This window comes from Micromonospora sp. RTBAU3-60, from assembly GCF_054963695.1.
Genome location: NZ_JBUEGB010000019.1, coordinates 36,298 through 61,154 on the forward strand (window position 1 = coordinate 36,298; position 24,857 = coordinate 61,154).

Genomic DNA, 24,857 nt, shown 5'->3' on the forward strand with positions numbered 1-24,857 from the left:
CCGGTCGCCCGGAACCCGTCACCGGAAGCGTTTCCGCCCATTGACCCCGCACCGTTCGGGAATCACGTCCGCGCTGGCAGGAGCGGCCGGGAACGGATCGGGCCGATAGCATCGCGGTCGACTGCGGACCGGAGGTCCGCCCGGGCGAGAGGAATGGCGCCATCGACACCCTGACGCCCCGACCGTTGGCCGGCCGGGTCTGGTTGTTCCCCGGCGATCCGGACCCGTACACGGTCCGCCCGACCGTGGCGGTCGTCGCCGACGAGCGCGGAAGTGTGATCGTCGACGCGGGGCAGAGCCCGGCCCACGCCCGCGAGATCCGGGCCGGGCTGCGCGCGGCCGGGCTGCCGGAACCCCGCTGGCTGGTCTACACCCACCACCACTGGGACCACGTCTGGGGCGCCTGCGCCTGGCCCGGCGTCGAGATCGTCGGGCACGAGGCCGGCGTCGCGCCGCTGCGCGCCGAGGCGGCCCGGCCGTGGAGCCACCGCCACCTGCGCGAGCAGGTCCGCGAGAACCCCCGGCTCGGGCACAGCTTCCGGGCCCGGGCCCTGGCCGTCGACTCCTGGGAGGGCTTCACCGTCCTGCCACCGACCCGCACCTTCACCGACGAGCTGACCCTGCCCACCGGGGTCGTGGTCCGGCACGTGGGCGGCCGGCACGCCCCGGACTCGTCGGTGGTGCTGGTGCCGGACTCGGCGGTGCTGCTGCTCGGCGACTGCTGGTACCCGCCGCCGGCCCATCTGCGTACTCCGGAGGACGAGCCCGATCTGGCGATGGCGCGCGGCCTGCTCACCGACGACGTCGAGTGGTACGTCTCGGCGCACGACGAGCCGGTGCGGCTGGCCGAGGCGCGGGCTGCCCTGGCCGGCTGACCGGCATCGCGCCGCACGGGGTCCCACGACGCAGCGGCCCGGCCTATCCTCGGTCGATGCGGGACCGCCGGGTGATTCTGCTGTGGACCGGGTTCGCGCTGGCCGCCGCGGTCTCCGTCGCGCTGGTGGCACGACGCCCGGACCACCTCTCCGACCTGCACATCTACTACGGGGCGCTGACCGACCTGCGGGCCGGGCGGCCGCTGTACGGGTACGTCGCGGAGAACGGGGGCCCGTTCACCTATCCCCCGTTCGCGGCGCTCGTGCTGGCCCCGATCACCGTGGTCCCGGAGTCCGTGCTGGGCGTGGCCTGGCTGCTGCTGACGGTCGCGGCCGTGGTCGCCATCGCCGTACCGGTCGGTGGGGTGCTGGCGCCCGAACGGTCCCGGCGGCCGCTGGTCATGGCGGCGGTCGCCGCGGCGCTGATGCTCTCCGCGCCGGTGCAGAGCAACCTGCGCTTCGGCCAGGTGAGCATCTTCATCGTGCTGCTGGCCCTGCTGGACGGCATGGGGGTGGTTCCGCCCCGCTGGCGCGGGGTGCTGGTCGGGCTGGCCGCGGCGATCAAGCTGACCCCGCTGCTCTTCGTGGCGTACTTTCTGGTCAGCGGCCGTTACCGGGACGCCGGTCGGGCGGTGGCCACCTTCCTGGCGGCGGCGGGGGTCGCCGCGGCGGTGCTGCCCGCGGAGAGTTGGACCTACTGGACCGGGACGGTGTTGCAGACCTCCCGGATCGGCGACCTCGCGTCGCTGGGCAACCAGTCGCTGCACGGGATGCTGCTCCGCGTCGGCGTCGCCCCGGCCACCCTGCCATTGCTCTGGGCCGCACTGGTGGGCGTCATCTGCGCGGTGGCGCTGCTGCGGGCCCGGCAGCTCGCCGGGCACGGCCGGCCGGGGCACGCCGCCGTGCTGGTCGGCTGCGCCACCGTGGCCGCCTCCCCGGTGTCCTGGACCCACCACCAGATCTGGCCGGTGCTGGCCGCCATGCTGCTGGTCGGCGCGTCCGGGGTGGCCCGCCGGGTGGCCGGCGCCGCCCTGCTGGTGGCCATGGTGGTGTCCCTCGGCGCGGCGCTGGGCCCGGTGTCCGCCCGGCCCGGCGTGCAGTTCCTGCTGGAGAACGCCCGGGCGCTCGGCGTCGGCGCGCTCTGCCTCCTCGGGTTCGGCGGCGTCGCGGTCACCGCCACCCGGGCACACCGCCGCACCGCCGGCCGGGCCTGGCTGCGGGTGGGCGTGGCCGCCGCCACGGCGCTGGCGTTCTTCGCCGTGCAGCCGCTCCCGGCGGGCGCGGACCCCACGTTCAAGGCGTACGACCTCGACGACGTGGCGAACCCCCGATACTTCTTCGTCTGCCAGGGGCCCGCCGAGTGCGCCGCGTACGGCGGGGACGCGGCGGTCACCTTCGGCACGGCCGTCGAGCCGACGAAGGTCCGGGTCAACGGGGTGGTCTCCGCGCGGGTGGCTCGGTTGGCCTACTACTCGGCGCCGGGCGGGGCGCCCCGGGCCATCCCGCTGCTCGACGCCTACCCAGGGTCGCGGATCTTCTCGTTCCGCGCCGCGACCATGACGCATGGCCGGCTCGTCGCGTACGCGGCCGACGGTCGCCCGATCGCCACCTACGACGACGAGCTGGCGGCGGCGTTCCGCGTGCGCCGCTGACCCGGCCGGCAGCCGGGTCAGCGGGCCCGGCGCTCGGGGTGGGCCCGGTTCCAGGCCCGCATCCGCTCGGGGTAGCCGGTGCGGGCCGCCTCGTACAGCGGGATCGCGTGCCGCTGGGCGATCTTCCCGGCGGCCCGGGGCGAGCCGGTGCGGCGGCGGATCCACTCGCCGTCGTGGGCGATGGCGACCACCGTGGTGTCGGTGGCCGTGGTCTCCGGCTCCAGGTAGAACTCCACCCCGCGGCGGCTGGTCACGAAGGCCTCCAGCGCGGCCAGGTCCTCCGCGGTGGCCTCGCGGTCGAGCTTGGTCGGGGTCGTCCGGTCGGCGCCCCGTCGGCGGAACCAGCCCATGCCGGTCTCCTCTCCTCGGCGTCCCGCCCAGTGCAGCACCGTCACCTGGCAGCCACCTGGGAGCGCCGTGGGAGTCCGCTGACCGGCGGTGATCCGCCGCGACCTGCGGTGGCCCGAGCCGATCAGTCCTGGCTCGTCGGGGACGGTGGGCGGAGCACCGGGACCAGCGCCAGGGTGGGCAGCAGCAGGAGCGGCACGACGCCGAGGGCGTGCAGGATGCCCAGGTGGTCGCCGAGGAAGCCGAGCAGCGGCGGCCCGCCCAGGAAGGCCGTGTAGCCGATCACAGCGACCACACTGACCCGGGCCGGCGCCCGGTCCTCGTCGTCGGCGGCGGCGCTCATGCCGACCGGGAAGCCGAGCGACGCCCCGATCCCCCAGAGCGCCACGCCGACCACGGCCAGCGGCCCGGAGCCGGCCAGCACGGCCAGGGCGGCGCCGGCGGCGGCCAGCCCGATGGTGCCGAACAGCACCCGCACCCGGCCCCACCGGTCGATGGCGATCGTGCCGGCGGTCCGGCCGAGCGTCATACCAACCACGAAGACGCCGAAGACGGTGGCGCCGACCGCCTCGCTGACGCCGTACCCGTCAACGAACGCCACCGCCAGCCAGTCGTTGGCGCTGCCCTCGGTGAAGGCCATGACCAGCACCAGCAGGCCGATGAGCAGGGTGCGCGGCTCCCGCCAGGTGGCCAGCAGCGCCCGCCGCCGGGCCGCCGGGTTTGCCGTACCCTCCGCCTCCGCGGGGGCGGGCAGGAACGCGCGGGCGCCGAGCAGCGTGCCGACCAGGACCACGGCGGCGAGCACGGGCAGGTGCGCCCCGACCGGTACGCCCAGCCGGGCGGCCCCGGCGCCGATCCCCGCCCCGGCCACCGAGCCGAGGCTCCACGCCGCGTGGAACCGGGGCATGATGGTCCGGCCGAGGCGCTTCTCCACCGCCGCGCCCTCGACGTTCATCGCCACGTCGCAGGTGCCGGAGCCGTAGCCGAAGGCGAAGAGCCCGATCGCCACCCCGGCCATCGAGCCGAGCAGGCTGGCGGAGACCCCGGCGACGACCGTGCCGAACGCGACGAGCAGGACCGACGCCGCCACGGTCCGGGCCGGTCCGAGCCGCTGGGTGACCAGCCCGGCGGTCGGCATCGCCAGCACCGCGCCGAGCGACAAGGTCAGCAGCAGCAGGCCGAGCCGCCCGGTGCTGAGCCCGAGCGCCTCCCGCACCGCCGGCACCCGGGAGAACCAGGTGCCCACCGCGAGCCCGTTGAGGGCGAACACGACCGCCACCCCGGTCCGGGCGGCCAGGACCGCCCGGGGCACGACCGGCCGGTCGACGGCCGATGCGTCGATGGTGCTGCTCACCGCATTGTCTCCCTCTCCCCTGGGCTGCCCGACGACCATCCCACCTCTGAGAGCGCTCACACGACAAGCGCTTTCACCCTTAACGGTGGCGGCCCGGACCCGGCATGATGGCCGACAGTGGCCGGGCGCGGGGGCACGGCCGGGCAGGAGGCAGCGACATGGGTACGCCGACGGCACGTCCCGCCACCCTCGACGACGTCGCCCGCGCGGCCGGGGTGTCGCGGGCCACCGCCTCCCGGGTGCTGGGCGGCTACGGGTTCGCCTCGCCGGCCGCCCGGCACCGGGTCACCGCCGCCGCCGAGGGCCTCGGCTACGTGCCGAACACGGCCGCCCGCGCGCTGGTCCGGGGCGCCGGGGTGCGGCTGGTGGTGGCCGTGGCCGGCACCGACGCCACGATCCTCGACGACCCGTACGTGGACCGGGTGGTGAGCGCGGCGGCCCGGGTCTGCGCCCCGCAGGGCGTGGGGGTCGCCCTGGAGTGGGTGCAGCGGAACGCCCCCGCCAACCTGCGCCGCCTCGGCGACGACCGCAGCGTCTGCGGGGTGCTGCTGATCAACACCACCGAGCGGGTGCTCGACGCGGTGCCCGCCACGCTGCGCGGCCGGATCGCCTCGATCGGCATCGGCTCGGCCGCCGTCCCCGCCTTCGACGTGGACAACGTCGCCGGCTCCGACGCGGTGCTGCGCCACCTGCACGCCGGCGGTCGCCGCCGGATCGTCATGGTCACCGGTCCCCGCTGGCTCAGCTGCGCGGAGCGGTCGGTGACCGCGTACCAGGCGTTGATGCGGGCGGCCGGGCTGCCGGTACGCCTGGTGACCGGCGACTTCACCGCCGCGCGGGGCGGCCGGGCCGCGCTGGAGGCGCTCACCCGCTGGCCGGACACCGACGCGATCTACGCGGCGAGCGACAGCACCGCGCTGGGCGCGATCGCCGCGCTGCGCGGGCGCGGGATCCGGGTGCCGCACGACGTGGCGGTGGCCGGCTTCGACGACATCCCGTACGCGGCGGTCAGCAGTCCGGCGTTGACCACCGCCACCCACCCGGTCGGCCGGATCGCCACGGCGGCGGCCACGGCGGTGCTGGAGGGTGGGCGGGTGCCGCCGGTCACCGCCTTCCCGTCGACGCTGGTCGCCCGGGAGAGCGCCTGACCCGGCGGGCCCGGGCAGCCCCGGCGCCGAGCCGACGGGACCGAGTGGCCCGGCGGGAGCGGGTGGTTCCGGCAGGAGCGGGCGGGCCGACGGGAGCGGGTGGCCCGGCGGGTGCGGGCGGGCCGGCGGGAGCGGGCGGGGCGGGTGCTCAGCGGTTGAGCCGGCACCAGCCGGGTATGCGCCGCCGGACCGACCGACGACAGAGGGGCGAGCATTGACCGAGCCCGCGCCGCCGCACCGGCAGCCCGAGGAGGGGCACCGGCACGGCCGGCTGACCGCCCGCGCCGCCGCGGTGGCCGTGCCCGGTCCGACCGGGCTGACCGCGGTCCCCGATCCGGAGGGCGGGGCGGCGGCCCTGCGGTACGCCCCGGCCGACGGCGCCGGGCCGTACCGGGTGGTGGTGCTGCTGCACGGCGCCGGCGGCTCGGCTCGACAGGGGCTGGACCTGCTGCTCCCGCTGGCCGACGCGCACCGGCTGCTGCTGGTCGCGCCGCAGGCCACCGCCAGCAGCTGGGACCTGATCGCCGAGGGGTACGGCCCGGACGTCCGCCGGATCGACGCGCTGCTGGGTGAGGTGCTGCAGGCGTACCCGGTGGCCGGGGTGATCCTGGGCGGCTTCTCCGACGGGGCGTCGTACGCCCTCTCGCTGGGCCTGACCAACGGCGACCTGGTCGACGCGGTCCTGGCCTTCTCCCCCGGGTTCGCCGCGCCGCTGGTCACCCACGGCCGGCCGCGGATCTTCGTGTCGCACGGCGCCGACGACCGGGTGCTGCCGGTGGACGTGTGCAGTCGGCGGCTGGTGCCTCGCCTGCACAGCCTCGGCTACCCGACCGAGTACGCCGAGTTCCCGGGCGGCCACGAGGTGCCGGCGGAGATCCGGCAACGGGCGGTGGACTGGCTGGTGGGCTGAGCGCGGAGTCAGTGCGGGGGCCCGGTGACGGCCGTGTCGACCCGGGTGAGCACCGACGCGTCGTCGTCGGCGCCGACCCCGCGCATCAGGTCGATCGCGGTGGCCCGGACCTGGCCGATGATCATGGCGAGGGGCAGCGTCTGCCCCGGGGTGAAGAGCCGGCCGGCCGACCGGACCGCCTCCAACGCGGCCGCGTCCACCCGCTCCGCGTGCCGGTCGGCTATCTCGTCCTGCCCGGTCAGGTCGGCGGCGAGCGCGTCCCCGGCCGAGCGGACCGCTTCGGCCAGGGTCCGCACGGCGGCGCCCAGCTCGGCTGGCACCGGCGCGGGGCCCCGGGTGAGGGTGACCGCGGCGCGGGCCAGCACCCGCACGTTGCGCACCGCGTAGTCGATCTGTCGGATCGAGCTCTCCACCGAGCGCAGCCGCCCGAGGTGCTGGCGGCGCCGTACGTGGAGCCAGAGCGCCTCGCCGGCGGCCTGCACCGCCCCGCGCAGCCGTTCCACCCCGGCGTCGGCGTGCCGGGCCCGCTCCAGCGCGGCCAGCGCCGCCTCGTCGTCGCTCCCGTCGAGCGCCGCCGCGATCTCGTCGAGCACCCCGGCCAACTCCTCGAAGGTGTGCCGGAACTCGGCGACCAGCGGGGCGAGCGGGCGGCGGGCGTCGATGAGCTGGCTCGCCACGATGGCCACCCCGCCACCGATCAGCGCGTCGACGAACCGGAACGGGACCAGCGTCTCGGTGGGCGGTGCCACGACCACCAGGTAGAGGGCGGACACGGCGGCCTGCACCACGGTGACGGAACTGGCGCCCACCGCCACCGCGAGGGCCACGGTGAGCAGGATGACGGTGAACACGGTCCAGCTGGTGTGCGGGCCGAGCGCCTGCACGACCACGTCGGCGACGAGCACCCCGGCGGCCACCCCGAGCACCACCTCGACGGCCCGGCGCAGCCGTTGGCCGCGGGCCTGGCCGAGCACGATCAGCGCGGCGGCCGGTGCGAAGAACGGCTGCGGGTGGCCGACCAGCCGGGTGGCGAGGATCCAGGCGACGGTGGCGGCGAGAGTCGCCTCGAGCGCCGGCAGCCAGCCCCGCCGCAGTCGCCCCACGGCCTCCCGGACGGCTGCTCGGGGTCGTGGCGTGGCGTCAGACCCGCCGAGCCGGAGTGCTCCGGCCCTGCCCCACCACGCCATCGTCGCCTCCCGTCGCCGCCTCGACCCACCTATGGTGCGCCGCGACCGGACCGGCCGCAGCGGCCGGGCTCACCCGCGGCAAGTGGCCTCTTTCACGAACGGAGAGAATGGCGTGCTGCGCGAGCGGGCCGCTCTTCCCGTGATCTGCTCCCACGACGCGCCTACGGAGGCGGCGAGCGCTCAGGGGATGACGCGGGCCCCTTCGGGGGAGGCCAGGAAGCGGGCGAGGACGTCGGCCGTGCCCGGGGTGTAGGGGCGGCCGTCCAGGACCTCCGCCGGGGCGGTGAAGACGAGCGCGGCGCCCTCGCCGAGCACCACGTCCTCCTGCCCGGCGGTGGTCACGCCGCAGAAGTAGTGCTTGATCCGCCCGATCTCCGGCAGCTCCTGGGTGGCGAAGAGCCGCAGCGGTCCCGCTGGCCGCAGGCCGGTCTCCTCCCACAGCTCGCGCAGCGCGGTCTCCTCGATGGTTTCGCCCGGCTCCCAATGCCCGCCGGGCAGGCCCCACACGTTCGGGTGGTGCGGGGCGTGCGCGTCGCGGAGTTGCAGCAGCAGCCGGCCGGCGCGGTCGACCAGCAGGACACAGGCGATCGGGTGCATCCGGCCAACCTAGTACGCCGCGCCCGGCCGCTCACTCCCCCGTGGATTCGGCGTACTCGGTGAGGACGGCGTCGAGCATCTGCCGGGCCTCGGCGGCGCGGACCGGATCGGGATTGTCGAGGGTGATGAGGGCCTTCCAGAGCACCCAGCCCCGCCCGCGGGCCCAGGTCGCGTCGTCCACGCCGAGGGTGGCGCGGAACGCCGCCCGGCTCGGGCCCGCCAGCAGCGTCCAGGCGATGGCCAGGTCGCAGGCCGGGTCGCCTATCCCGCAGCAGCCGAAGTCGATGACCGCGGCCAGCCGGCCGTCCCGTACGAGCAGGTTGCCCCAAGCGACGTCGCCGTGGAACCAGACTGGCGGGCGGGTCCAGGTCGACCGCATCGCGGTGGCCCAGATCCGGTTCACGGTGTCGGCCGGGATTCGGTCGCCGAGCAGCTCGACCGCCCGTCGGGTCTCCCCGTCGTAGGTGGCCAGCGGGGCGCCCCGGAACGCGCTGTGGGCGCCGGCCGGCGGGCCGCCCGCCGGCTCGGTGCGGTGCAGGGCGGTGAGGAAGCCGGCGAGGTCGGTGGCGAACCGGACCGGGTCGCCGATGCGCGCGGCGGTGGCGGTCTCGCCCTCGATCCAGCGGTGGACCGACCAGGGGTACGGGTAGCCCGCGCTGGGCTTCGCCTCGGCCAGCGGGCTGGGCACCGGCAGCGGCAGCCGGGGCGCGAGGACCGGCAGCCACCGCTGCTCCTTCGCCACCTGGGGCACGTACCCCGCGGCGCTGGGCAGGCGCACCCTCATCTCGTCGCCCAGGTGGAAGGTGCGGTTGTCCCAGCCACCGACCGCGACCGGCCGGACCGGGAGGTCGGCCCAGCGGGGAAACTGGCTGGCGACCAGCCGACGGACCAGCGCCACGTCGATCGGGGGGACGGGTCGCACCGTCACCGGTCCGACGCCTCGTGCTGTCGGGTCATCCCGGCATCCTCACTGCCGGTCCCGGCGTGGGCAACCGACTTCCGGAGGGATTGTCCCCCGCGTTCCCACGCCCGCCAGACATACCTGACGCGGGGAAAAGGATCACCGCGGAAACTGCGAAATGGTCAACCTTTCAGAATATCGATCACCCGACTTTTCGGGGTCGGCCGAATGGGAGAAGCGGCCGGTAAGATCGGCGACAGCCTTGTGACTGATCGCTGACTGCTGTATGTGATAGCGATCACACACACTGTGCCCATGAATACGAGACTTCCCCGCGGCCGGCCCTTCCGCCTCGCGGTGTGTCTCGCCCTCGTGGCGGCGCTGACCGGCTGCACGCAGCTCAACCTGGGGCTGACCGTGACCAGCGACGACACGGTCACCGGCCAACTCCTGCTGACCGTCGACAAAGCCGAGCTCACGTCGGTGGACCCCGGGCCGGTGCTCACCCCGCTCGACCCCCGATGGCCTGCGTTCAAGCGGTGGCGGAACAACGTACCGGCAGCCTTCGCCGAACTCCGGCGGAACCTCCCCGCGCTACCTCCCGGGGACGAGACCCCGTACGACAACGACAAGTCCTACGGCGTTCTGATCTCCTATCACGAAAAGCCGCTGTCGCATTTCAACAGCGCGGGCGTGAATCTGGTCCGGGACGGCGATCTCCATCGCTTCACTCTCTCGCTGGACCCCGCCAAATACGGTGAGAAAGCGACCCAGTACGACCCGCAGACCCAGCAGAAGGCACTGCAGACGATGTCGATCGACATATCGGTGACCTTCCCCGGTCGGGTGATCGAGACCAACGGCACGCTCGTCGGCCGGTCGGTGAGCTGGAAGCTGATCGCCAACCAGCCCAAACCCGCGGAGCTGCGGGCCGTCGCCGAGGTGCCGGCGACGCCGTCCGCCGCGGCCACCCCGGCCTCCAGCCGCTCCTTCCCCTGGCTCCTGATCGTCGGCGGGGTGGTCGTCCTGCTGCTGGTCGCCGGGGTCGTCGTACTCCTGCTCCGGCGCCCGCACGGCCCGGTCGCCGCCGCCCCCACCGCCACCACCCCCGCTCCGGCGCCCCCGGCCGACCATCCGGGGCCGGTCTGACCGGCGCGACCCGCCACCCTGGGCGGCCCAACCCGCACCATTCGGCCGCCGCACCACCCACCCCGACCGCACCACCGCACCATCCCGAAGGGAGATCGCCATGAACGATCTCTTCACCTTTGCCGCCCTGGGCACCCTGACCGGCGCCACCGCCGCCACCCTGCTGGCCACCAACGTCGTCGGCGGCCTGATCGGCCCGAACGGCGACAAGGCGCGCAAGTGGATCGCGCTGGGGATCGCCCTGGCGCTGTCGTACCTCACCGCGGCGTTCGCCGACGACGCCGGCCCGGAGAAGTGGATCGTCGCGTTCTTCAACGGGCTGGTCATCTTCTCCGCCGCGCTCGGCGTCAACCAGCTGCCGCCGGGCAACCGGCAGGCGACCAGCGCGTCGCCCACCCAGCTCGCGCAGGGACGCGAGCCCCGCTACATCCGCTCGTGGGTCTGAGGGAGGTGACCGGAGATGGTCTTCGGCATCGTCAGCGCCGCCGTCCACATCGTCCTCGGCGCCCTGCTCGGCCAGTGGGCCGGCGGCACCCTCGGCCTGGTGATCGGTGCGGTGGTGGGACTACTCGTCGGCGTGCCCTTCAGCTGGGCGGTCGCCGCGGCCGGCAGCTACGGCACGGATCCGAAGGGGATCTTCCTCTTCGTGGTCGACCACACCTGGAGCCTGCTCAACACGGTGGTCGGGGCGATCTACCTGGCCCTGCACCTGGTGTTCGGGCACCAGCTCGACCGGGTCGTCTCCGCCGCCAGCGGCCGGGTCAACGTGGTCGAGGGGGTCTCGCCCCGGTACGCCACCACCATCGGCACGGTCTGCGCCGGATCCAGCCCGGGCATCCAGCGGCACGAGGACGTGCACATCCTCCAGGCCCGGCTGCTCGGGCCGCTCTACCTGCCGCTGGTCGTGCTCAACTACGTGCTGTTCACCATCGCCCCGGTGTGGCTGCTCTGGCACGACCGCACCAACGCGCCGATCAACGGGTTCACCCGGTACTTCGAGATCGGCGTCTACCCGCACGTGTGGAACGAGGCCATCGCGTACCGGATCCAGGGGACCCCGCCGCGATGACCGGCGCGATCGAGGCGGCCGTCGCGGACCTGGCGGCCTGGCTGACCGGGGCGGCGGGCGACCCCGTCCCGGTCGGCCCGCCCCGCGACGACCCGGCGGACGGGCTGACCGTCTGGCCGCTGGAGCTGCGGCCGGCGCGGCAGACCATGGGCAGTGGCGGGGCGCGCGAGCCGTACCGGTTCGTGGTCCGGCTGCTGGTCAGCGGCGCCGGACCGGCCGCGCTGCCCGCGCTGGACCGGGTGCTCGCCGCCGCCGCGACGGCCGGCGCGCCGGAGGTGGTGCTGACCGCCGGCGACCCCGCCCTGTGGCGGGCCTTCGGCGTGGCGCCCCGGCCGGCACTGCTGGTCGACGTACCCGCGCAGATCGCCCGGCCGCGGCCGCCCGCGCCGCCGGTGCGGCACCCGCTGCGGCTGCGCCAGCTGGACATGCGCACCCTCGACGGCCGGGTGGTCGGGCCGGAGCGGCAACCGCTCGCCGCCATGCGGGTCGAGCTGGTCGGCACCCCGTACGCCACGGAGACCGACCACGCCGGCCGGTTCCGGCTGGTCGGCGTCCCGCACGACCCCGACGACCCCGGCCGGCCAGTCCGGGTCCGGCTGATCGGCCGGGGCCGCACCCTCACCGCCGACCTCGATCCCGCCGACCCCGACCTCGTCATCGTCTGCGCCCCCGACTGAGCCGTCTCCTCAAGGAGGACCGATGCCCACCTACTTCTCCCCCGGCATCTACGTCGAGGAGGTGCCCAGCGGCGCCCGCCCGATCGGGCCGGTCGGCACCAGCACCGCCGCCTTCGTCGGGGTCGCGCCGAACCGCACCGCCCACGTCGACCAGGCGCTCGCGGTGAACAGCTGGTCGGAGTTCCTCCGGCTGTACGCCGACGGCGAGGACCTGGCGAGCACGCCCCTCGCGCGGGCGGTGTTCGGCTTCCTCGACAACGGCGGCACCCGCTGCTGGGTGGTCAACGTCGGCGAGGGCGGCCAGCTCACCGGCACCGGCGGGCGGCGCAGCGGGCTGCAACTGCTGGAGGCCGTCGACGAGATCTCCATCCTCGCCGCCCCCGGCTACCACGACCCGGTGTCCCACGAGGCGCTGATCAGCACGGCCGAGCGGCTGCGCACCATGGTGGCGATCTGCGACCCGCCGCCGGACGTGGACGACATCTCCGGGCTCACCCGGGTCGCCACGCCGGGCAAGCCGCCCGGCAAGCCCGCCGACGGTACGCCGAAACCCGCCGACGACGACGGGCCAACCGCGTACCGGCCCCGGCAGTCGGACTTCGCCACCTTCTACTTCCCCTGGATCCGGGTGCGCGACCCGCTCAGCGGCGAACTGGTGCTCACCCCGCCCAGCGGGCACGTGGCCGGCATCTGGGCCCGCACCGACGCGCTGCGCGGCGTGCACAAGGCCCCGGCCAACGAGCCGGTACGCGGCGCCGTCGACCTGGCCTGTCTGGTCACCCGCCCCGAGCACGACGTGCTCAACCCCAAGGGCGTCAACGTGATCCGCTACTTCGCCGGGGAGGGCATCCGGCTCTGGGGTGCCCGGACGCTCGCCGCCGAGGCCAGCGAGTGGCGCTACCTGAACGTGCGGCGGCTCTCCATCGCCATCGAGCAGGCCATCGCCAACGGCACCCGATGGATGGTCTTCGAGCCGAACGACTACACGCTCTGGCGCTCGATCCGGCGGGACATCGGGGCGTTCCTCACCCGGGTGTGGCGCGACGGCGCGCTGCTCGGGCGTACGCCGGAGGAGGCGTTCTTCGTCAAGTGCGACGAGGAGACCAACCCGGCGGACGTCCGCGACGCCGGCATGGTGGTCGCGCACATCGGGATCGCGGTGGTCAAGCCGGCGGAGTTCGTGGTGTTCAAGCTGAGCCAGTGGGCCGGCGGCACCGAGACCGAGACGATCGGAGGCTGACATGCCGACCACGGCCACCCCGCAGCCAGGCGCCCCCGTCGACCCCTACCGGGCGTACCACTTCAAGCTGCTCATCAACGGGATCACCAACGGGCACTTCACCGAGGTCAGCGGCTTCGAGGTGAACATCCCGTCGCTGGCCTACCGGGAGGCCGGCAACGAGCGGATCCGGGCCGTCCCCGGGCAGGTCGAGTACGCCCCGGTCACTCTCCGCTTCGGGCTCACCTCGTCGCGCGAGCTGTGGGACTGGGTGAACGCGGCGGCGAAGGGGACGGTGAGCCGGCGCAACGTCTCGGTGGTGCTGCTCGACCCGGCCGGCACCGCCGAGGTGCTGCGCTGGAACATGATCAACGCGTGGCCCACCCGGTGGCGGGGCGCGCACCTGAACACCCTCGCCCAGGAGATCGCCATCGAGGCGCTGACCCTGGCGTACGAGGGGCTGGAACTGGAGTCCGGCAGTGCGGCCGCCCCGACGACCCCGTGACTGGCTGGCCCGGGCGCTGCGCGCGACCGCCGACCGCCTCGCCGCCCCCGACCGCCACACCACCCCCGTCCTCGACCGCCACGCCGCCCCGACCGTCGACCGGCTCGCCTCGGTGGCGGTGGACCCGCCCCCGCCCCGCCGCCCCGGCGAACCCCCCGAGCACTGGCTGCGCCTGGTCGCCGCCCACGCCCCCGGCCTCCTCCGCGACCTCCCCCCAGCCGCACTCCCCCTGGCCGACCTCGCGGCTGTTGATCAAGAAGTTTCGGTCGAATCCGCCGCATCGGACGACGCAAACCTCTTGATCGACGGGCCCGAGGACGGGCTGGGTGAGGGCGGGGCGGCGGGGGAGGAGGGGCGCGATGGCGGCCGGGCCGTGATCGGAACGCGGGGCGGCCGGCGGTGGCGGGCGCGGTTCGGGCGCGGCGTCCGGCGCCCTGACGCGGACCCGCCGGCCGGGTCGGACCGGCTGGCCGGGTCGAACCTGGACGCGGCCTCCGGCCAGCACCACGGCGGGGAACGGCTGGCAACTGCGGGTGGCCCGCATCTCCGTGCCGAGACCGCCGGGCAGCAGCGGGTGCCCCCGGTCGGCTACCGCGGCGCCAACGCCCAACTGCCCTCGGCTTCCCGGACCGACCTGGACCCGGCGTCCACCGGCGTCCCGGACCACATCGATGCGACACCTGGTCAGCGGGGATCAGGCGGCATCGCCGGGGCCGGGCATGACGGCCGCAGAACGGACGAGGAAGTCACCACGGCACCCGGCACCCACCCGGGGCGCGCCCGGCAGGCCCCGCCCCGGCCCGGCGAGCCCAGCGCCGGTACCGGGTCCGGCGGACACATCGCCCGGACCGGGCCCAGCTTGAGCACCGGGCCCGGCCCGCGCCCCGAGTGGTCCGGCCACGGCGACGACCCGACGCTCCCCGGGTACGGCGAGCGGGCCGCACCCATGGCGGGCCGGCGGCCCGACGGGGATGCGCCGGTCGCACCAGGCCGCCCCGACCCGCGCGACGGTGGGCATCTCGACCGGGCCGGCGGTTTCGGCGCCGACCCGACACGGGTGGCGGACCTTCGGGTGCAGCTGTCGTCGCTGGAGGGACAACAGCTGCACCCGAACTGCGGCGAGGCCGGATCGGGAACGCGGACGGGCGGTTCCGGGGCGGCGGGCGGGCCGGCCACCGCCGGTCCGGAGTGGAGCGAGGAACCCTCGGCGTCCGTCCCGGCGCAATCGCCGCCGCTCGCCGCCGCCGGGTTGTGGCCGGCGTTGCCGGACGAGGTCCGGACCGCACCTCGTGCCGAGGCCCGGGGCGTACCCGGAGGCCGGCGCCGGCGGGACCCGTGGCCGGCGCTGCCCGACGACCGCAAGCTGTGGCTGCCGGCGGCGACCACGGTCGACGCCGCGCGGCTGCGCCGGCTGGAGCGGGAACAGGCGGGCGAGTGATGGAACGCGTGGCCTTCCTCGTGGACGACTCCGGCACCCGGGTGGACTGCCTGCTCAACCCGGAGGCCGTGCAGGTCACCCGGCTGGCCGGGGTACGCCCCCGGGGCGCCGCCGACGGCCAGCTCACCGGGGCCGGCCTGGCCGACGACCCGCTGGTCTTCACCGGCGGCGGGCGCACCGAACTGGTGCTGGACCTGCTCTTCGACACCGACCTGGTCGAGTCCCAGGTACGCCCCGAGGACGTCCGCGCGCTCACCCGGCCGCTGTGGCTGCTGGCGGAGAACTCGGCCACCGAGCACGGCTGGCTGCGACCTCCGCTGGTCCGGCTGGTGTGGGGCAAGACCTGGAACGTGCCCGGGGTCATCGTGGCGATCGCGGAACGCTTTGACGGGTTCACCCTCACCGGCACGCCCCGCCGCTCCTGGCTGCGGCTGAAGCTGGTCCGGGTGGCCGAGTCCGCCGAGGCGGCCCAGGCGGGCTTCGCGGAGGAACTGGCCGCGGCGAGCACCCCGTTGCCGCCCGGGTCGGCGGTGGTCGCCGCGGCGGACGGCGCGGCCGAGCCCGGCTGGTCCGGGGTGCGCTTCGACCTGCTCGCCCACGACGCGCTCGGGTCGCCGCTGCGCTGGCGGCTGCTCGCCGAGCACAACCGGATCAGCGACCCGCTGGCCGTGCCGGCCGGCACGGCGCTGGCCGTGCCGGCGGCCACCGCGACGGCCGCGACGCCGACCGGCGACGGAACGGGAAGGACCACGCCGTGACCGCACCGCAGCCCACCGGCCCGAGAGAACCCCGCGCCGTTGCCGCACCCCGGCCCGCCGGCCGGGCAGGACGCCACGCCGCGCGGGAACGCGGCGACGCGACGGGTGGTGCGGCGTGAACCGGGCCGCCACCGTGACGATCGACGGCACGCCGCTGGCCGACCCCCGCCGGCTGCGCGGCGTACGGGTGGCCGCCCGCCTCGACCAGCCGACCCAGTGCGAGCTCACCCTCGCCACCGGGCCGGGCGCCGCCGCCCTCGACCCCCCGGTGCGCCCCGGCGCCACCCTCGACCTGCGGCTGGACGGTCAGCCGGAGGCCCTGTTCACCGGCGAGGTCACCGCCGTCGAGGTGGACTACGCCGCCGACGGGGTCGCCCTGCTGCGGATCCGCGCGTACGACCCGTTGCACCGGCTGCGCAAACGGCAGGAGCTGCGGGTCTTCGAGGCGGTGACCGCCTCCGACCTGGCCGGGGCGCTCTGCGCCGACCTCGGGCTCACCGTCGACGCGGAGACCGACGGGCCCCGGCTGGACCGGCTGCTCCAGCACCGGCACAGCGACCTCGACCTGCTCCGCGAGGTCGCCGGCCGGGCCGGCCTGCACCTGGCCGTCGACGGTGACCGGCTGCGGCTGCTGACCCTCGACGGCTACGGCGAGCCGGTCCCGCTGACCCTCGGCGACACCGTCCACGCGCTGCGGATCGCGGAGAACCTGGACCGGGCCGGTGCGGAGTGCGCCGCTCTCGGCTGGCATCCGCAGCGCGCCGAGCCGCTGCGCCAGCAGGCCGACGCGGCCCGCTCCGGGCGGCGTATCCCGCTGCGGCCCGAGCCGGGAGAGGTGGGCGCGGACGGGGTGCGGACCGCGGTGGACCAGCCGGGACGCAGCGACGACGAACTCGCCGCCCTCGCTCAGGCCGGGCTGGACGCCCGGGTCGCCGCGCTGGTCACCGCGGCGGGGACGGCCGAGGGCGACCCGGCGCTGCGGCCCGGCCGGCAGATCGCCCTGGCCGGCGTGCCCGCGCCGGTCGCCGGGGTGTACGTACTCACCGAGGTGGTGCACACGGTCGACGCGAACGGCCACCTGACCCGGTTCTCCACGGTCCCGCCGGAGCCGCCGCCGGCCGCCGCGCCCGCTCCGGCCACGGTCACCCTGGGCACGGTCACCGACGTCGACGACCCCGACCGGCTCGGCCGGGTCCGGGTGACGCTGCCCGCGTACGGGGATCTGGACGCGGGCTGGCTCGCCGTGGTCTGCCCGGGCGCCGGCCGGGGCAAGGGCATCGTGGCGCTGCCCGACCCGGAGGACACCGTGCTGGTGGCGCTGCCCGGCGGCGAACCGGCGGCGGGCATCGTGCTCGGCTCGCTCTTCGGGGCCGTCGAGCCGTACGACGCGGGGATCGTGGACGGCCGGTCCCGGCGCTGGTCGATGCGGACCGGCACCGGCCAGTCGATCGTCATCGACGACGACGGGCGCACCCTGCGGCTGGCCACCGACGCGGGCAGCTTCGTGGAGCTGCGGCCCGAGCTGACCACCGTGCACGCGGCCGGCGACCTGGTGCTCTCCGCGCCGGGCCGGGCCATGGTGGTCCGCGCCCGGACCGTCGACTTCCGGCATGCCGAGGCGGCCGAGGACGCCGACACCGCCGCGGCGCAGGCCCGCGCCCTCGCCCGTGCCCACGGAGGTGGCTGATGCGCTGGATCCACCGCGACTCGCTGATCACCTGCGACCACGACGGCCGGGTCGCCAACCGCGCCTCCCAGCAGTGGGTCACCGTCGAGGGTGTCCCGGTGCTGGTGGCGACCGACCCGGAGGGGCGGGACATCACCGCCTGCCCGAACTACGGCCCCGTCATCAAGCCCTGCGCCAAGACGCTGCAGGTGACCGTCGGCTACAGCACCTGGCTGCGGGTCGACGGCCACCGGGTGGTGCTGTCGAACCTGGACGGCCTGACCGACGGCACCCCGCCCGGGCTGGTCCACCACACCGTCCGCGACCCGCGGCAGAGCTTCCTGGAGGCGGACGTATGAGGGCCTTCCGCTTCGTCGGCGCCGGCTTCGACGCGGGACGCACCGGCGGCCTCGCGCTGACCGCCGCCGGCGGGCTCGCCATGACCGAGGGCGACGAGACGGTACGCCAGGCGCTGTACCTGCTGCTGTCCACCACGCCGGGCGAGCGGCTGATGCGCCCCGGGTACGGCTCCCGGCTGCACCGGCTGGTCTTCGCGCCCAACGACGACACCACCGCCGGCCTGGCCATCCACTACGTGCGGCAGGCGATCCGGCGCTGGGAGCCCCGGGTCGAGGTGATCGACGTGGACGCCGGACCCGACCCGGACGACCCGTGGCGCCTGGTGATCCGGCTGGACTACCGGGTCCGGGCCAGCCTCTCCCCCGGCCAGCTCGTCTTCTCCGTCGATCTGCTGCCCGCCGACGACCCCGGCGAGGAGGGAACGTCATGACGCTGCCCGTGCCGCACCTCGACGACCGCGCCTTCCTCGACCTGGTCACCGAGGCGCGGGAGCGGATCCGCCGGTCCTGCCCCGACTGGACCGACCTCTCCGCGCACGACCCCGGCATGGCGCTGCTGGAGGCGTTCGCCTACCTGACCGAGGTGATGATCTACCGGCTGAACCAGTTGCCGGAGAAGGCGTACGTCGCGTTCCTCAACCTGCTCGGGGTGGCCCGGCACCCGCCCACCGCGGCCTGGGCGGACGTCCGGTTCAGCCGGACCGGCCCGGACCGGGGCACGGTCCGCGTCCCGGCCGGCACCCGGGTCGCCGCCGCCCGCGGCGCCGACCCCCGGCCGGTCGTCTTCGTCACCACCGAGCCGGCCCTGCTCCCCGAGGGGGAGACCGAGGTGACGGTACGCATGCACCACTGCGAGCCGGTCGAGGCGGAACTGCTCGGCGTCGGCACCGGCCAGGCCGGCCAGGTGTTCCGGGCGGCCCGGGCGCCGCTGACCCGGACCGCCGAGGCGCTCGACCTGCTGCTCGGGGTGGAGGTGCCGACCGGCTCGGTGGAGCTGGGTGCGGCCGCCCGGGAGCACGAGGGACGCACATACGAGATCTGGCGGCCGGTGGACAGCTTCGCCGGCGTCGGCCCGCAGGCCAAGGTCTACCTGGTCGACCGCGCCTCCGGGGTGGTCACCTTCGCCCCCGCGCTGGACCTGCGCCCGCCGGACGGGCCGGAGACCGGGCCGGGCGACCGCCCGGACGTCGAGGGGGCGCCCGGCCCGGGGACCGACGGCCCGGCGACCGGAAGCGGCCCAGCGACCGGCGACGCAGCGGCCGGGGGCGGCGCGGGGCCGGCGGCCGGCGGCCCGGGCGAGGCGGCACGGGCGCCGCGCGGCCTGGTGACCGTGGCGGCGGTGCCGCCGGCCGGACGGCAGATCCGGCTCTGGTACCGGTGCGGCGGCGGGCCGGCCGGGAACGTGGCCGCGGGGACGCTCACCAGCCTGCGGGACCCGCTGCCCGGGCTGCGGGTGGACAACCCCGAGCCGGCCGGTGGGGGCCGGGACCTGGAGTCGCTGGAGTCGGCCCTCACGCGCGGGCCGTACGAGTTCTTCGCCCAGCAGCGCGCGGTCACCGCCCGCGACTACGAGATCCTCGCCGCCGGTTCCGGAGCGGTGGCCCGGGCGCGGGCGTTCACCCGGGCGGCGGTCTACAGCTTCGCCCGGCCCGGCGAGGTCGAGGTGGTGCTGGTGCCGTACGTGCCGGAGCAGGCCCGCCCCGGCGGCCGGCTGCCGGTGGGCGTGCTGCGCGAGCACGAGGTGGAGGAGGCCCGCCGCCGGGTCGAGGCCGACCTGGACCGGCGGCGGGCCCTGGGCACCGCGGTCCGGGCCGGCTGGGCCCGCTACAAGGCCGTGTCGATCCGGGCCCGGGTGGTGGTCCGCCGGGAGGAGGACGTCGACGCGGTCCGCGGCCGCATCCACGACCGGTTGCACCAGACGCTCAGCCCGCTGCCCACCCCGCTCAACCCGACCGGCTGGGCGTTCGGCGAGCCGCTGCGGGCGTCCAACGTGTACCGGATGCTGGAGCACGCCGAGCCGGGCGTGCGCTACGTCGAGTCGGTCCGGTTCGTGGTCGACGAGGCGCCCGACGCGCAGGTGCGCACCGTCGCCGTCGACCAGTACCAGCCCGGCACCTGGTACGCGGGCCGCGGCCCGGTGCTGTTCCGCTCCACCAACGCCGGGGCGGGCTGGGAGCCGGCCGGCCGGTTCGACGCCGAGACCGTGGTCCGGGTGGTCCCCGCCCCCGCCCCGGTACGCCCCGGCGTCGTGCCCCGGGCCGGCTCGGTGGCCGTGGTCACCGCCCGCGACGCCGGCGGCTCCCGGGTCCGGCTGAGCACCGACCTCGGCGAGACCTGGACGCTGCTGACCGACCTGGACTCCCGGGTGCAGGATCTGGCCTGGATCGACCGGGACGGGGCGGGCGCGCTGCTGCTCGCCACCGACGCCGGCCTGTACGAGGTCTCCCTGCTGCCCGGGTCGGTGCCGCTGCAGATCCTGGTCGACCCGGCCGACGCCGACCGGGGCTTCTACGCGGTCCGCGCGTTCGTCTCCGAGCGCGGCGCCCCCGGCGTGGCGGTCGCCGCCCAGGCCGGCTTCGGCGTCTACCTGTCCACCGCGGCCGGCCGCCCCGGCACCTTCGCCCACGTGGGCCTGGCCAACGTAGACAACCGGGTCCTCGCGGTGCAGTACGACGGCCCGGCGACCCTGCTGTGGTGCGGGGCCGGCGAGCCGGACCCGAAGAAGCCCGGGCAGGGCTGCCACCGCACCCGGCTGTTCGAGTCGGACGTCAAGTGGCAGGCCGTGCAGGCCGGCTGGATCGGCGGCACCTGCCGGGACCTGGCGTTCAGCGGCACGCTGGCGGTCGCCGCCACGCAGAGCGGCGGCGTGGTCCGGCTGGACACCCTGGCCGCCCAGCCGCAGTGGCAGCCGGTGATGGTCAACTGCGGGCTGCCGCTGCGGGACCGGACCCGGTTCGTCCCGGTCGACGCGATCGCCGCCACCGGCGGGCCGGACCGCCTGATCCTCGCCGGCGGGGAGCGCGGCGTGTATCGCACCGGCGACGCGGCCGACTGGACGGCCAGCGCCAACCAGGCCACCGCCGACGTGGTCACCGTCCCCGGCACCTGGCTGCTCTGCTCCGGCGAGCACGACATCGAGGTGGTGCGGCAGGATGCGCCGAACGGCGATTGAGCGGCTGCTGCCCGCCGCGTACCAGCGGGCCGCCGGCCCGGGCAGCGTGCTGGGCGCGCTGCTGGACGTGATGGAGGCGCTGCACGCCCCGGACGAGGCGGTGCTCGCCGACGTCGACGCGCTCTTCGCGCCGTACCGGACCCGGGACGGCTTCGTCGCGTACCTGACCCGCTGGGTGGCGATGGACCACGTGGTCGCCACGCCCCGGGCGGACGCGCCGCTGCCGCTGCCGCTGGGCCGGCTGCGGGACCTGGTCGCGCACGGCGCGCTGCTGGCCCGCTGGCGGGGCACCCCGTACGGGATGCGCACCGCACTGGAACTGGCCACCGGGGCGACCGGTTTCCTGCTCGAGGAGCCGGCGGACCGGCCGTTTCACGTGGTGGTCCGGGTGCCACCGGCCGCCGCCGACCAGCTCGCCGTGATCACCCGCATCGTCGAGGCGGAGAAACCCGCCGCCGTCACCGTCGAGATCGTCACCGCCGTCCCGTCCCCGCCGTCCGTGCCGTCCGCAGAGGAGCCGTCATGACCACCGAATGGGCGGTCGTCGCCGCCGCCGAGCAGTTCACCCTGGACGTGCGCAACAGCGGTGAGCTCACCTTCACCGTCTCCAACCCGGGCGCGGCGCCGGACATCGTGGTCTTCGACGTGGCGCCCGGCGAGGGCAGCCAGCGCGCCTGGTTCACCGTCGCCGAGCCGCAGCGGGTGGTGCCCGGGCAGGGTTCGGTCTCCTTCCTGGTCCGGCTCACCGTGCCACCCGGCACCCCACCCCGGCGCTACGACATGACCGGGTTCGCGTACTCGGCGAACACCGCACCCGAGGAGAGTTCCCGGTCCAGTGGGCGGGTGACCTACGACGTGCAGGCCGTCGTACCGCCCAAGCGCACGCCGTGGCCGTGGCTCGCGGCCGCGGCGGCGCTGGTGCTGGTGGTGGCCGGGGTGGTCGGGTGGCTGGTCACCCGCGGCGGTGACGCGCCGCCTCCGCCGCCCCGGGCCCAGGTGGTGCCCCTGGAGGCGGAGAGCCTCGTGCCGGGCGCGGTGGTCCAGTCGGCCGGCCCGGTGGCGGCGACCGTGATCGAGCAGCGGAACTGCTGCCTCGTCACCTGGTCAGGCGACGCCCAGCTGTTCTTCCAGGGCCGGACGATCGGCGACCGGGTGACCGTCACGGTGAACCTCCCGGTCGACGGGACCTGGCGCTTCGCCACCGTGCGCACCACGTCGTACGACTACGCCAACACCATCTTCTTGGTGGACGGCCGGCAGGTCGGCAACACCTTCTTCGGCTTCACCCCGACCGTGGTGAAGACCGACTGGATCGACGTCGGCACCGTCACCCTGAACCGGGGAACCCACCAGGTCACCCTGGTGGCGGTGAGCAAGACGCAGGCCACCGACCTCTACTACGCCGGCGTCGACCAGCTCCGGTTCACCCAGCTCATTCAGCCGTGAGCGCCATGAGCGGAGATCGGCCATGAGCGGGTGGCAGAAGCTGCTGCTGGCGGCGCTGGGCGGGCTGCTGGTGGCGCTCTATCTGATCGCGGTCGGCGGGGGCCGGCACGACCGGGGGGACCCGACCGCCCGGCCGGGCTGGCTGAGCGGGCTGGGCGGCGGCACGGCCACGGTCGACCCGGCCACGGTCACCGTCGCGTGCGCGCCGCCCGCCGCACCGCCGACCGCCTCCGCCGACGGCACGGTGGTCACCTTCCGCACCGGCTGCCTGCTGCGGGTCGCCGACCCGGGCGGCCTGCGCACCCTGGTGCTGCGCAGCCCGGCGGCGTTCGAGGTGACGGCGCCCGCACCGGGGGACGCCGAGGTCACCGTCCACGACGAGGTGAGCCCCGGCGACGACGGTACGGCGGCGGTGGCGAAGGTGGCCGTCGACCGGGCCACCGAGGTCACCCTGCGCTGCCCGGGAGGTGACGGATGCACGGTCACCGTCGCCCGGTCCTGATCGGACGGACGCGCCGGGCGGGACCCGGGAGGGAGGCACGTCATGGGTGAGCTGCGCAAACCGTTCCTGCTGCTGGCGCTGCTCGCGGTGGCGCTGGTGGTGGGGCTGGAGCTGGGGGCGGCGCTGCTCACCGGCGGCGGGGACGCGGGTGGCGCGCTGCGGGACAGCGCCGGGCAGTTGGGCGTGGAGCTCGGTGAGGTCGGGATGGTCACCGAGCCGGCCGGCCGGGGCACCGGCTACCTGGCGCTGATCGACGTGGTGGCGCTCTGGACCACCGGGCTGTTCAGCCTGAGCCTGGTGGTGCCGGACCGGATCCAGGGCCGGGTGCAGGGGGTGGCCACCCTGGTCTTCGCGATCGTCCTGCTGATCGTCTCGGTGGTCCTGCTGATCGTGGCCTTCGTCGAGCTGACCGTGATGGTCTCGCTGTTCCTCGCGGCGCCGTTCGGCACGCTGGCGTACCTGGTGGTGTGGGGGTTCTTCCCGGTCGGCGACGCGGCCGTGCTGCTCGGCCTGGTGCTGCTGCTCAAACTGGTCTGGGCCGGCCTGCTGCTGCTCGCCCAACCGCGCTTCCTGCAGAACAAGGGCCTGGTGCTGCTGGCGCTGACCACCCTGGTCTGCACGGTGGTGCTGGAGTTCCTGCACCGGCTGGTGCCGGTGATCCTGGTCAGCATCACCGACGACCTCGGCGCGCTGGTCTTCGCCGTGGTGGCGGCGGTGTGGGCGCTGGTCCTGCTGGTCGGCTCCGTCCCCGCCATCGTCAAGGCGGTGCGGACCACCGCCACCACCTCCCGACCCACCGTCCCGTCGCGGTGAGGCGGGGGTTGGGGGAGAATGACGTCCGCCGATCCAGCCTCCTTGCGGTGCTGCGATAACCTCTCGGCGACCGGGTGAGAAAAGGGGGTGGCATGGCGACGCTGGCCGACGTCGCCCGCCGGGCGGGCGTCTCTCCCGCGACCGCGTCGCGGGTGATCAACCGCAGCAGCAAGCCGGTGGCCGACGAGCTGCGCGAGCGGGTGCTCAGGGCCGTCGCCGAGCTGCGGTACGTGCCGAACGCGCACGCCCAACTGCTGGCCCGGCCGCAGCGCAGCGTCGTCGGCGTGGTGGTGCACGACGTCTCCGACCCGTACTTCGCCGAGGTGACCCGGGGGCTGCAACGGGTCGCCACCGAGCAGGGCCGGCTGGTCATCATCTGCAACAGCTACCGTGACCCGGAGCGCGAGCTGGAGTACGTCGACCTGCTGCGCGCCCAGCAGGTGGCCGCGATCGTGCTGGCCGGGTCCGGCTACCACGACGCGGGCGTCAACGCGCTGCTCGACGAGCGGCTGAATGCGTACGTGGCCACCGGCGGGCGGGTGGCGCTGGTCGGCCGGCACCGGCATCGGGGCGACGCGGTGCTGCCGGCCAACGAGGAGGGCGCCCGCCTGGTCGGGGCGGAACTGCGCCGGCTCGGGCACCGGGTGGTCGGCGTGATCGCCGGCCCGGACGCGTTGACCACCACCACCGACCGGCTCACCGGCCTGGCCGCCGGCCTCGACGGGGCGCTCCCCGCCGACCGGATCCGATACGCCGACTTCACCCGTGACTCCGGGGCGCGGGCCACCGCGGAGCTGCTGGACGGCGTACCGGGGCTGACCGCGGTCGTGGCGCTGAACGACTCGATGGCGGTCGGCGCCCTGTCCGTGCTCCGGCAACGCGGCGTACGCGTGCCGGAGGAGGTTTCCGTGGTCGGCTTCGACGACATGCCGATCGCCGCCGACGTGACGCCCACCCTGACCACGGTCCGGCTGCCGCTGGCCGAGCTGGGCGCCCGGGCGATGGCCCTGGCCCTGGACCCGGCCGCCGACCGGGACCGGATCGAGACCCTCCCCGCCGAACTGGTCCGCCGGGACAGCCTCGGCCCCGCCCCGTCCTGACGGCGGCGGGCC

At 75.6% G+C, this 24,857-nt stretch carries 26 protein-coding genes; 21 read left to right on the forward strand and 5 right to left on the reverse strand.

Annotation, left to right across the window (positions count from 1 at the left end):
• Positions 1–185 precede the first annotated feature (185 nt).
• Together ACY34I_RS20005 and ACY34I_RS20010 are read left to right on the forward strand one after the other, a co-directional pair.
• Complete coding sequence (locus ACY34I_RS20005; protein ID WP_462756498.1) at positions 186–875, forward strand: MBL fold metallo-hydrolase; 690 nt, start codon at positions 186–188, stop codon at positions 873–875.
• A gap of 56 nt (positions 876–931) precedes the next feature.
• Positions 932–2,527, forward strand: coding sequence for a glycosyltransferase 87 family protein (locus ACY34I_RS20010; protein WP_462756499.1), 1,596 nt, complete (start codon positions 932–934; stop codon positions 2,525–2,527).
• Positions 2,528–2,544: 17 nt separating this feature from the next.
• Here the strand turns inward: ACY34I_RS20010 and ACY34I_RS20015 are convergent, their stop codons facing one another.
• Positions 2,545–2,877, reverse strand: coding sequence for a hypothetical protein (locus ACY34I_RS20015; RefSeq protein ID WP_148801083.1), 333 nt, complete (start codon positions 2,875–2,877; stop codon positions 2,545–2,547).
• Between the two features lie 122 nt (positions 2,878–2,999).
• The gene (locus ACY34I_RS20020) at positions 3,000–4,229 is read right to left on the reverse strand and encodes an MFS transporter (protein ID WP_462756500.1); all 1,230 of its coding nucleotides are present in this window, start codon (positions 4,227–4,229) and stop codon (positions 3,000–3,002) included.
• Positions 4,230–4,387: 158 nt separating this feature from the next.
• Here ACY34I_RS20020 and ACY34I_RS20025 point away from each other — a divergent pair, with 158 nt between their 5' ends.
• Both ACY34I_RS20025 and ACY34I_RS20030 read left to right on the forward strand, forming a co-directional pair.
• Positions 4,388–5,377: a LacI family DNA-binding transcriptional regulator gene (locus tag ACY34I_RS20025; protein ID WP_462756501.1), complete on the forward strand. Its 990-nt coding sequence runs from the start codon at positions 4,388–4,390 to the stop codon at positions 5,375–5,377.
• A 214-nt stretch (positions 5,378–5,591) separates the two neighbouring features.
• On the forward strand, positions 5,592–6,287 hold the full coding sequence (locus ACY34I_RS20030) for an alpha/beta hydrolase (protein WP_462756502.1): 696 nt from the start codon (positions 5,592–5,594) through the stop codon (positions 6,285–6,287).
• 8 nt (positions 6,288–6,295) lie between these two features.
• Here ACY34I_RS20030 and ACY34I_RS20035 read toward each other — a convergent pair whose 3' ends face one another.
• The 3 genes from ACY34I_RS20035 to ACY34I_RS20045 all read right to left on the reverse strand — a co-directional run bounded on the left by ACY34I_RS20035 (position 6,296) and on the right by ACY34I_RS20045 (position 8,999).
• On the reverse strand, positions 6,296–7,390 hold the full coding sequence (locus ACY34I_RS20035) for an FUSC family protein (protein ID WP_462756503.1): 1,095 nt from the start codon (positions 7,388–7,390) through the stop codon (positions 6,296–6,298).
• Positions 7,391–7,654: 264 nt separating this feature from the next.
• Positions 7,655–8,071 (reverse strand): NUDIX hydrolase, encoded by a 417-nt coding sequence (locus tag ACY34I_RS20040; protein WP_462756504.1) that lies wholly within the window; start codon positions 8,069–8,071, stop codon positions 7,655–7,657.
• Between the two features lie 31 nt (positions 8,072–8,102).
• Positions 8,103–8,999, reverse strand: coding sequence for an aminoglycoside phosphotransferase family protein (locus tag ACY34I_RS20045; RefSeq protein WP_462756505.1), 897 nt, complete (start codon positions 8,997–8,999; stop codon positions 8,103–8,105).
• Positions 9,000–9,287: 288 nt separating this feature from the next.
• Here ACY34I_RS20045 and ACY34I_RS20050 point away from each other — a divergent pair, with 288 nt between their 5' ends.
• The 17 genes from ACY34I_RS20050 (at position 9,288) to ACY34I_RS20130 (ending at position 24,845) form a co-directional block, all read left to right on the forward strand.
• A complete protein-coding gene (locus ACY34I_RS20050) occupies positions 9,288–10,121 on the forward strand; it encodes an LppM family (lipo)protein (protein ID WP_462756506.1) in 834 nt (277 codons plus the stop codon).
• Between the two features lie 100 nt (positions 10,122–10,221).
• Positions 10,222–10,566 carry a hypothetical protein gene (locus ACY34I_RS20055; protein WP_462756507.1) on the forward strand — a complete coding sequence of 115 codons (345 nt, stop codon included), beginning with the start codon at positions 10,222–10,224 and terminating at the stop codon, positions 10,564–10,566.
• A gap of 15 nt (positions 10,567–10,581) precedes the next feature.
• On the forward strand, positions 10,582–11,190 hold the full coding sequence (locus ACY34I_RS20060; RefSeq protein WP_462756508.1) for a glycine zipper family protein: 609 nt from the start codon (positions 10,582–10,584) through the stop codon (positions 11,188–11,190).
• The gene (locus tag ACY34I_RS20065) at positions 11,187–11,867 is read left to right on the forward strand and encodes a carboxypeptidase-like regulatory domain-containing protein (RefSeq protein ID WP_462756509.1); all 681 of its coding nucleotides are present in this window, start codon (positions 11,187–11,189) and stop codon (positions 11,865–11,867) included. Before ACY34I_RS20060 ends, ACY34I_RS20065 begins: the two co-directional genes overlap by 4 nt.
• 22 nt (positions 11,868–11,889) lie before the next feature.
• A complete protein-coding gene (locus ACY34I_RS20070; RefSeq protein ID WP_462756510.1) occupies positions 11,890–13,107 on the forward strand; it encodes a phage tail sheath family protein in 1,218 nt (405 codons plus the stop codon).
• A 1-nt stretch (position 13,108) separates the two neighbouring features.
• Positions 13,109–13,591, forward strand: a complete 483-nt coding sequence (locus ACY34I_RS20075) for a phage tail protein (protein WP_148801047.1) — start codon at positions 13,109–13,111, stop codon at positions 13,589–13,591.
• Positions 13,566–15,029: a hypothetical protein gene (locus ACY34I_RS20080; protein WP_462756511.1), complete on the forward strand. Its 1,464-nt coding sequence runs from the start codon at positions 13,566–13,568 to the stop codon at positions 15,027–15,029. The genes ACY34I_RS20075 and ACY34I_RS20080 overlap by 26 nt, the downstream gene beginning before the upstream one ends.
• Entirely contained in the window at positions 15,029–15,787 is a 759-nt protein-coding gene (locus tag ACY34I_RS20085; RefSeq protein ID WP_462756512.1) for a CIS tube protein, read from the forward strand. The genes ACY34I_RS20080 and ACY34I_RS20085 overlap by 1 nt, the downstream gene beginning before the upstream one ends.
• 115 nt (positions 15,788–15,902) lie before the next feature.
• Positions 15,903–17,474 carry a phage baseplate assembly protein V gene (locus tag ACY34I_RS20090; protein ID WP_462756513.1) on the forward strand — a complete coding sequence of 524 codons (1,572 nt, stop codon included), beginning with the start codon at positions 15,903–15,905 and terminating at the stop codon, positions 17,472–17,474.
• Positions 17,474–17,812, forward strand: coding sequence for a hypothetical protein (locus ACY34I_RS20095; protein WP_148804535.1), 339 nt, complete (start codon positions 17,474–17,476; stop codon positions 17,810–17,812). The genes ACY34I_RS20090 and ACY34I_RS20095 overlap by 1 nt, the downstream gene beginning before the upstream one ends.
• Complete coding sequence (locus ACY34I_RS20100) at positions 17,809–18,243, forward strand: GPW/gp25 family protein (RefSeq protein WP_148804536.1); 435 nt, start codon at positions 17,809–17,811, stop codon at positions 18,241–18,243. Before ACY34I_RS20095 ends, ACY34I_RS20100 begins: the two co-directional genes overlap by 4 nt.
• Positions 18,240–20,984 (forward strand): putative baseplate assembly protein, encoded by a 2,745-nt coding sequence (locus ACY34I_RS20105; RefSeq protein WP_462756514.1) that lies wholly within the window; start codon positions 18,240–18,242, stop codon positions 20,982–20,984. The genes ACY34I_RS20100 and ACY34I_RS20105 overlap by 4 nt, the downstream gene beginning before the upstream one ends.
• Positions 20,965–21,510 carry a phage tail protein gene (locus ACY34I_RS20110; protein WP_462756515.1) on the forward strand — a complete coding sequence of 182 codons (546 nt, stop codon included), beginning with the start codon at positions 20,965–20,967 and terminating at the stop codon, positions 21,508–21,510. Before ACY34I_RS20105 ends, ACY34I_RS20110 begins: the two co-directional genes overlap by 20 nt.
• On the forward strand, positions 21,507–22,430 hold the full coding sequence (locus ACY34I_RS20115) for a carbohydrate-binding protein (protein WP_462756516.1): 924 nt from the start codon (positions 21,507–21,509) through the stop codon (positions 22,428–22,430). Before ACY34I_RS20110 ends, ACY34I_RS20115 begins: the two co-directional genes overlap by 4 nt.
• Before the next feature lie 22 nt (positions 22,431–22,452).
• Positions 22,453–22,932 carry a hypothetical protein gene (locus tag ACY34I_RS20120; protein ID WP_462756517.1) on the forward strand — a complete coding sequence of 160 codons (480 nt, stop codon included), beginning with the start codon at positions 22,453–22,455 and terminating at the stop codon, positions 22,930–22,932.
• Between the two features lie 42 nt (positions 22,933–22,974).
• Positions 22,975–23,745: a hypothetical protein gene (locus ACY34I_RS20125; RefSeq protein WP_462756518.1), complete on the forward strand. Its 771-nt coding sequence runs from the start codon at positions 22,975–22,977 to the stop codon at positions 23,743–23,745.
• Positions 23,746–23,837: 92 nt separating this feature from the next.
• Positions 23,838–24,845, forward strand: coding sequence for a LacI family DNA-binding transcriptional regulator (locus ACY34I_RS20130; RefSeq protein ID WP_462756519.1), 1,008 nt, complete (start codon positions 23,838–23,840; stop codon positions 24,843–24,845).
• Positions 24,846–24,857 lie beyond the last annotated feature (12 nt).

Excerpts from the sequence above, each read along its gene's own strand:
- ACY34I_RS20120 (WP_462756517.1), top strand. The coding sequence starts at position 22,453 with ATGAGCGGGTGGCAGAAGCTGCTGCTGGCGGCGCTGGGCGGGCTGCTG.
- ACY34I_RS20010 (WP_462756499.1), top strand. The coding sequence starts at position 932 with ATGCGGGACCGCCGGGTGATTCTGCTGTGGACCGGGTTCGCGCTGGCC.
- ACY34I_RS20065 (WP_462756509.1), top strand. The coding sequence starts at position 11,187 with ATGACCGGCGCGATCGAGGCGGCCGTCGCGGACCTGGCGGCCTGGCTG.
- ACY34I_RS20050 (WP_462756506.1), top strand. The coding sequence starts at position 9,288 with ATGAATACGAGACTTCCCCGCGGCCGGCCCTTCCGCCTCGCGGTGTGT.
- ACY34I_RS20060 (WP_462756508.1), top strand. The coding sequence starts at position 10,582 with ATGGTCTTCGGCATCGTCAGCGCCGCCGTCCACATCGTCCTCGGCGCC.
- ACY34I_RS20125 (WP_462756518.1), top strand. The coding sequence starts at position 22,975 with ATGGGTGAGCTGCGCAAACCGTTCCTGCTGCTGGCGCTGCTCGCGGTG.
- ACY34I_RS20070 (WP_462756510.1), top strand. The coding sequence starts at position 11,890 with ATGCCCACCTACTTCTCCCCCGGCATCTACGTCGAGGAGGTGCCCAGC.
- ACY34I_RS20105 (WP_462756514.1), top strand. The coding sequence starts at position 18,240 with ATGACGCTGCCCGTGCCGCACCTCGACGACCGCGCCTTCCTCGACCTG.
- ACY34I_RS20110 (WP_462756515.1), top strand. The coding sequence starts at position 20,965 with ATGCGCCGAACGGCGATTGAGCGGCTGCTGCCCGCCGCGTACCAGCGG.
- ACY34I_RS20015 (WP_148801083.1), bottom strand. The coding sequence starts at position 2,877 with ATGGGCTGGTTCCGCCGACGGGGCGCCGACCGGACGACCCCGACCAAG.
- ACY34I_RS20055 (WP_462756507.1), top strand. The coding sequence starts at position 10,222 with ATGAACGATCTCTTCACCTTTGCCGCCCTGGGCACCCTGACCGGCGCC.
- ACY34I_RS20095 (WP_148804535.1), top strand. The coding sequence starts at position 17,474 with ATGCGCTGGATCCACCGCGACTCGCTGATCACCTGCGACCACGACGGC.
- ACY34I_RS20040 (WP_462756504.1), bottom strand. The coding sequence starts at position 8,071 with ATGCACCCGATCGCCTGTGTCCTGCTGGTCGACCGCGCCGGCCGGCTG.
- ACY34I_RS20025 (WP_462756501.1), top strand. The coding sequence starts at position 4,388 with ATGGGTACGCCGACGGCACGTCCCGCCACCCTCGACGACGTCGCCCGC.
- ACY34I_RS20085 (WP_462756512.1), top strand. The coding sequence starts at position 15,029 with ATGGAACGCGTGGCCTTCCTCGTGGACGACTCCGGCACCCGGGTGGAC.
- ACY34I_RS20100 (WP_148804536.1), top strand. The coding sequence starts at position 17,809 with ATGAGGGCCTTCCGCTTCGTCGGCGCCGGCTTCGACGCGGGACGCACC.
- ACY34I_RS20075 (WP_148801047.1), top strand. The coding sequence starts at position 13,109 with ATGCCGACCACGGCCACCCCGCAGCCAGGCGCCCCCGTCGACCCCTAC.
- ACY34I_RS20130 (WP_462756519.1), top strand. The coding sequence starts at position 23,838 with ATGGCGACGCTGGCCGACGTCGCCCGCCGGGCGGGCGTCTCTCCCGCG.
- ACY34I_RS20115 (WP_462756516.1), top strand. The coding sequence starts at position 21,507 with ATGACCACCGAATGGGCGGTCGTCGCCGCCGCCGAGCAGTTCACCCTG.